General features: G+C 43.9%; 3 protein-coding genes. All 3 read left to right on the forward strand.

All coding sequences use genetic code 11. From position 1 onward, the window contains the following. Positions 1-108 precede the first annotated feature (108 nt). The 3 genes from F6J94_RS01675 to F6J94_RS01685 all read left to right on the forward strand — a co-directional run bounded on the left by F6J94_RS01675 (position 109) and on the right by F6J94_RS01685 (position 7248). The gene (locus tag F6J94_RS01675; RefSeq protein WP_293036245.1) at positions 109-3306 is read left to right on the forward strand and encodes a WGR domain-containing protein; all 3198 of its coding nucleotides are present in this window, start codon (positions 109-111) and stop codon (positions 3304-3306) included. A 444-nt stretch (positions 3307-3750) separates the two neighbouring features. Continuing rightward, entirely contained in the window at positions 3751-5391 is a 1641-nt protein-coding gene (locus F6J94_RS01680; RefSeq protein WP_293036247.1) for an SWIM zinc finger family protein, read from the forward strand. A 444-nt stretch (positions 5392-5835) separates the two neighbouring features. After that, a complete protein-coding gene (locus F6J94_RS01685) occupies positions 5836-7248 on the forward strand; it encodes a reverse transcriptase domain-containing protein (protein WP_293036249.1) in 1413 nt (470 codons plus the stop codon). Positions 7249-7611 lie beyond the last annotated feature (363 nt).

Below are 7611 nucleotides of genomic sequence, written 5' to 3' on the forward strand. Positions count from 1 at the left end.
TATTTACGATAGCTTTAGGATTGGGGAACGAGAGCGACTAGATAATTTTTTTAATATCGTGGTAATGACAGGCGTTTCTACTTCTAACTGGGTTTTCCCTGATGTCTTATGAAACTGATCAAACGCACTACGCTCCATTATCAAGCTGATAACTCAGATAAAATCTACGAAGTCGATCTGTGTGATCTCGGTAACGATCAGTATATCGTTAACTTCCGCTATGGACGCCGTGGCAAGACCTTGAAAGAAAGTTCAAAAACTGCTCAGCCGGTAGCTTTGGCTAAAGCACAACAAGTGTTTGATCAGTTAGTGGGCTCAAAACTCAAGAAAGGCTATCAAGATGTAACTGAGCCATCAAGTAGTCAAACTCAACAAGAGGTTAATGACTTAAATAGCAGTAACTTAACTACTAGTAACGTAGTTACCAAGGACCCACGCCATCAAGCCATTCTCAACGCGATCGCTTTTGGCACGGCAGAGCCGAACGCAAATCCAGATAGTAGTAAAGGCTCTAGTAAATGGTCCCAAACCCGAGCGATCTGGCGGGCTGGAGAATTGAAAATTCGTGAAGCTACGCCCTTAATTATCCCTCTGATTGGCACTGATCAACCCTTAAAAGACTACTGCATTGCTTGGGCTTTGGGATGGTGTGGTGATCAGCATGTAATTCCTCACCTCCAACGCTTGTATGAAACCCCTTCAACTCCAGACTTTGTCAAGGGGATTGCTTGGGAAGCCTGGATGAAACTCTGTGATCAATCAACTCAAGAACGGTTGCGCTCTCAACAGATAGAGCAATTGCCTGCCGAATTGCAATCCCATATCGAAACCGATAATCCTGCTGAGTTCTCTAATGCCCTACTTACCTATCTAGACAGTAACGACTATACTCGTTTTGGTGTCCTCGATACCCTATATCAAATTAATAATGCTCAAGTGCGCCCAGCACTACTAAACCTATTACGCACTGCTCCCCTACGCCCCAACTACTTCAAAGCCATTCGCCACATATTCAAGATTGCCGAATATCGACAAGATGCCCAAGTATTTGGCATTATCGCCTACCGCCTAGACACCGAGGGACCAATGTTTCGTCAGTCTTATTGGCATAAATATTACTGGGACAGAAATAGCCGCAAATATATTCCCCGTTCCCATTACCTCGGTAGTCCTGATGCTAAACGCGCTTACAGCAACGTTACTCGTGACTATCTACGGCGGCGGGTATGGCGGACTCTCAGGAAATTGGGTGAAGAATGCGATGGCAATTATGTAAATCTAGCCCTAGAGATACTACTCCAATATTCTGATTCTGATGGGGTGCCCGCCAGAACATCAACCTTGTATCGCTGGAACTACTCCAACTGGACTCGCACCAGCTACACTCGCAACTGGGACAGCTATGCTGGTTACTTAACCTTTAACCATATTCTCTATACCAATAGTCCCCGTTACCAATTAATGCCCAACAGCCAGGCATGGCGTTGTCGAGACAACTACAAACCTGGTGATCCAGAGCCAGATGTCCGAGAAGAAGCCTTTCCTAAACTTTGGGAGCAACATCCAGACGCACTGCTACAGTTACTATTAGAAAGCGATTGTCATCAAGTTCATCAGTTTGCCGCCAAAGCCTTAAGGGTATGTCAGTCATTCTGTAATCAAATCGATACAGATACTGTAATCACACTAGTTAACAAACCCTACCCAGTAACGGCTCAACTCGGCTTTGAACTAGCAACACAAAAATATAATTCCGATAATCCCGACAATCCTAACCTAGACTTATTACTTGCCTTAGCCAACTGCCAGTTTCCACCAGCTCGTACTCAAGCCCATCAGTGGATACAAGCAATACCAACTCATTTGATCACGGCTAGCAACCTGATCATCCCGTTAGTCATCAGTCAACACTCCGATACCCGTACCTTTGCCCGTCAGTTACTGACTCAATCAATAATAAGTGAAGCAACAGCCAAAGTATTAATCGGGCGAGTTATTGTAGCAGTACTCGAACTAGAACCAACTCAAACCGATATCGCCAAAGACACTGCTCAAACCCTGCTTCTAGGTTTTACCCCCCAACTCAGGACATTGGGTATGGGAGTAATACTAGATCTCCTCCAACACCCCATGCCAGAAATCCAAGAATTGGGAGCAAGAATCCTATTCAATCACGAAACTCCTGCCGCTGACTTACCACCCAAATTAATTGAATCACTCCTCAACGCTTCCCATCAGTCAGTGCAAGGGATTGGGGTTCAGATTTTCGGTCAACTTCCCGATCAACGGTTGCTACAAGACTACGACTTAGTATTAGCGATCGCAACCAATCAACAACCACACTTGCGTCAAGGTATTCGTCCAGTAATTCAGCGCTTAGGACAATTATATCCAGAATTTGTCACTCAGCTAGCCACAGAAATCATTACCCTATTGCAGCTACCAGAAAGACATCAAGGTGTTCACCAAGATTTAGTCCAACTGCTACGAGAAGACTTACCCAGCTGGATGACTAGGATTCCCAAAGACAACGCGATGGAACTTCTCCAAGCCAAATCATCAGCCGCTCAAGAATTAGCAGGATTAGTACTCCAAGCTAACTATACCACTTGGGTATTAGAATTAGAAACTCCTGACATTGTCAAACTAGCCAATCATGAAATCCTATCCGTCCGTCAAGCCGCTTGGACAATGATTGAGCAAATCATCAACCGTATCCGTAGCAATTCTCAAGACATGTTAGCCGCAGTGCGATTACTAGAAGCAAAATGGCAGGATTCCCGAGAATTTGCTACCAAACTCTTTAGCCAACAAATTACCGAACAAGACTGGACCCCTGAAGTCATGGTAAGTATTTGTGACAGTACTCGGGATGATGTTCGTCAATTTGGGCGGGATTTAGTCCTACGTACCTTTCAGCAGAGTTATGGTCAAGATTATCTCCTCAAATTTAGTGAACATCCCAGTCAAGACATGCAGCTATTTGCCACTAACTATCTAGAACAGTATGCCCTAGATAATCCCGACCGTTTGCAAGACTTAATTCCATACTTTATCAGTATTTTGTCTCGGGTTAATCGCGGACGAATTGCTAAACAGCGCGTGTTTGCATTTCTAGAAGCTGAAGCCCAAAAAAGCCAAGCAGCTGCTAAAATAGTAGCAGAAATATTAACACGACAATCCATCACAATGGCTATTGGTGATAAAGCCCGTTCAATTCAGATTATGCTTCAAATTCACCAAAACTATCCTAATCTTCCTCTTCCCATCAACGTTAAACCAGTATCCGAAGTAAGAGGAGTGTAGGGAGTTTAGGGATTTAAAAGTTGTGTATTTTAGGGAATAGGGAACAGGGAACAGGGAGTAGGGAGTAGGGAGTAGGGAATAGGGAGTAGGGATAGTAGGAGAAACCCTATAACATTTTCAAATATATCCTGATAGCTCATGAAACAAAATACTGATTTAGTATAACACCAAAAACTATTATTATCTATTTCCATTATCTATTTCATAATTTTACCGATTACCGATTACCGATTCTAACTTCTGACTTCTGACTTCTAACTTCTAACTTCCCGATTCCCGATTCCCGATTCCCGATTCCCGATTCCCGATTCCCGATTCCCGATTCCCGATTCCCGATTCCCGACTCCCAATTCTAAATTCTAAATTCTAAATTCTAAATTCTAAATTCTAAATTCTAAATTCCCTCCTTAACAATTTAAAAAATACTTCAATCCCCTAAAAACCATGGAATTTAACTACGCCTATAAAAATAGTACAGCAGTTAGCGATCGCGGCAGCAGCACCCAAATGTCCTTCTCCCCAGACACCAAGCGTCCTCCCACCTACTTCATTGGTGAATTAGGGAAAAATGTAGCCTTTCGAGAAGCCATCAGCGCCCTACATGACGTAGTAGTTTCCGATTTACGCTTCAAACCCAAAGACAGAACTGAGTATAAACAATGGCGTGCTAACCAAGACCAACAAGACTGGCAAATCATAGCCGCACAACGCCAAGACCTCGCCAATAAAATTCAACCCTTACAAGCAGAACTAAATCAATTAAATCAGAACAGATCTCAACGATTATCCACATTTTATAAAGCCAGACAGCAGTACTACAATTACCTCTATCAGAAAGACCGTGATGCCTGGTTTGTCCTCGATCCAGTAATTACCGTTCATCCCGATGAAGTCTTCTTTGAATGTTTCAGCCAAGATGAATCTAGTTATGGGCGACTAGGAGCCAGCTACGAAGTCTTTAAAACTATCAGTGAATTCGCCTGCGGTACAACAAACATAGACTACTCCGCCGCCCTGTACAACGAATTTCAAAAAATCCGCAGTTACAAGACAACCCAATTTGAAATTGACCCCTCCGGTTTTGAAGTAAAAACCACCCATGAAGCAGCATTTAAAGAAGTCAAAATTGACCTACCAGACAGTTGGGTAAGAGGATTTCTACAAGTCAGTTCCGCCATGGCCTTACCCGCCACCACCTTTGACTTGCAGCCCATGGATATTCACAATATCTGTTTTGTGTTGCGTCGCCACAAAGAAAAAACTGGCCCACGGGGAATGCGTTACCATCTCAAACCAGGAGAACCCGTGCGAATAGTATTTGAGCCTTGGAACATCGAAGTAGTCTGTTCGCGATCGCCCTATCAAGGTTCATCAGAACAGGTCATCCGAGTGTGGGGACGCCGCCGCCTCCACATCCTAGAACGTCTTATCCCCATTGCCAACAAATTTACCATTCACCTACTCGGAACCGGCATGCCATCCTTTTATGTAGCTGACCTAGGGGATATGTCCTTTACCCTCGGCTTATCAGGATGGACAGCTAACGATTGGTCCCAAGCTGGGAACTTTGACTTAATGGCACCCCGTGCAGATGTAGACCAGTGGACCCAACAACTCATTTTTGACGCACTCAGAGAAAACTGGGTAGAAAGTCCCGATAGTCTCGCCCAGCGGTTAGACCTAAGTCCTACTGCTGTCCTAGGTGCCTTAGGAGCTTACACCCAAGCCGGACGAGCCATTTACGACTTAAACAAGCAAGTATATCGAGTCCGGGAACTCTCCCGAGAGCCCTTACCCATGGAACGGTTACGGTTTGCCAATCAGCGAGAAGAAACAGCAACCCGCTTCTTAAGTAACAATGCCGTACAAGTAACCTCAGTAAAAGACGCTGGAGGTACACTCCAGCTACAGGGAAATGTCACAGATAAAAGCAAAACCTATAATCCCGTTTTGACAATTGATCGTGATGAACGTATAATAGCAGCAGAGTGTACCTGTAATTGGTATCAGCAAAATAAGCTGTACAAAGGTCCTTGTGAACACATTCTGGCGTTGCGGATGCAGCACGCTCGTCAGTTTCAATAAATCACGTCCATTCCATCAGTTGGTAAACAGCCTTGCAATCTGGGCGGTGGATCGCCGTCCCTGCGATAAGTTCAACCACGCATCACTAGCCTGCTCGTGACTGTGCGGGCTATCGGGTGCTATCGCTATTACGGTTTCGTTTTCTTAAAACTAATTAGCGATAGCACCCGAGCCCGCTTGAGTTGAGCAGTCTAGTCCGAGGGAGTTTACGAAGGGGTAACCAACCGGAGTAGGCGTGATTTTTTTGTATAGAGCTAATCATTAATGGTATCACAAATAACCTTCAACTAACCTTAAAAACTATAGCCTTTTTCCTAGCTATGAGGTACACAGGATTTTTTCCATCTTCCGACTTCCCTCTTCTTTCTTACCTACTCCCTGCTCCCTGCTCCCTAAAACCCAAGAATTTGTACCTTACCCAATTGCAAACTGCTATAAAAACCCATGTCAGACCAACCCCGTACCCGTCAGGAACTCTACGATCGCATCCGCCAAATTGGAAAAGAAGAATTCGTCCTCGAAGAAATGATTCGCTACGGATTTTGGCCAGCAGAAGGTGAGATGCCAGAAGATCCAGCTGATGAAATTCGACGGCGGGGAGAACTCCAGCGAGAACTAGCCCAACTGCGTCAAGAAAGTAAGAAACTACAAAACGAACAAGCACTCCGTAAGCGCTTGCTAAAAGAACGGTTAGCAGAGTCCAGGCGTAAGCGTCAGGAAACCAAAGAAAGACGGGAACAACAACGGCTCGAACGTGCCCAAGCGTGGGCTATACGCCAGCAACAGGAAATACTCTATCTCGGTGAGCAAGTATCCCCAGGTCTAAACCATACCGAAAGCGATCGCATACGATTACAAACCTATAAATTACCCCTGCTTAGCACAGCCCAAGACATTGCTCAAGCCATGGGGATTGCCCTAGGACAGCTACGCTTTCTCGCATTTAATCGCAAAACCGCCACCATATCTCACTACATTCGTTTCAAGATTCCCAAAAAAACCGGTGGAGAGCGATTAATTTCCGCACCCAAACCAAAACTAAAACAAGCACAACACTGGATTCTCAGCAACATACTAGAAAAACTAGAACTAGACAATGCCGCTCACGGCTTTCGACGCGATCGCTCCATAGTAACCAACGCCCAGCCTCATGTTGGTGCTGATGTCATTATCAACATTGACCTAAAAAATTTCTTCCCATCCATTTCCTACCCACGAGTCAAAGGACTTTTCCGGTCATTCGGTTATTCAGAAGCAGCAGCAACAGTATTTGGATTACTATGTACAGAAGCCGACATTGAAGAAGTCGAACTAGATAGCAAAACCTACTACGTAGCCACAAGCGATCGCCACCTCCCCCAAGGGTCCCCCGCTTCACCAGCCATTACCAACATATTGTGCCGTCGTTTAGACCACCGACTAACCACAGTAGCCACAGACTTAGGCTTTATTTACACCCGCTATGCCGATGACCTTACCTTCTCCGCCTCTGGTGAGAGCCTCCGCTTTATCGGTAAACTCCTAAAACGCACCAGCTCCGTAGTAGCTCACGAAGGGTTTACTATAAATCAACAAAAGACCCGAATCCTACGCAAATCCCAACAGCAAGAAGTAACAGGAATTGTAGTCAACCACCATCTCAATATTTCCAGAAAACAATTAAAACGCTTCCGTGCTACCCTCTATCAAATCGAAAAAGACGGTCCAGACAGCAAACACTGGGGAAACTCCAGTAATGTAATCGCAGCCATTCAAGGCTACGCCAACTTCATCGCCATGGTAAATCCCGAAAAAGCAGCCCCGTTTCAAGCACAAATCCAACGCATCAAAGACAAATGGTTATCTAATCAGCATTAGGTCTCAGCTTACTTATTTTTGAATTAAGAATTAAGAATTAAGAATTAAGAATTAAGAATTAAGAATTGGGAATTAAGAATTAAGAATTAAGAATTAAGAATTGGGAATTGGGAATTGGGAATTGGGAATTAAGAATTAAGAATTAAGAATTAAGAATTAAGAATTGGGAATTTAGAATTATGCCTTCTACATTCTACATTCTACATTCTACATTCTACATTCTACATTCTACATTCTACATTCTACATTCTACATTCTACATTCTACATTCTACATTCTACATTCTTAATTCTTAATTCCCAATTCTTAATTCTTAATTCTTAATTCTTAATTCTTAATTCTTAATTCTTAATTCTTAATTCA

The organism is Moorena sp. SIO1F2 (assembly GCF_010672755.1).
Classification (GTDB): domain Bacteria; phylum Cyanobacteriota; class Cyanobacteriia; order Cyanobacteriales; family Coleofasciculaceae; genus Moorena.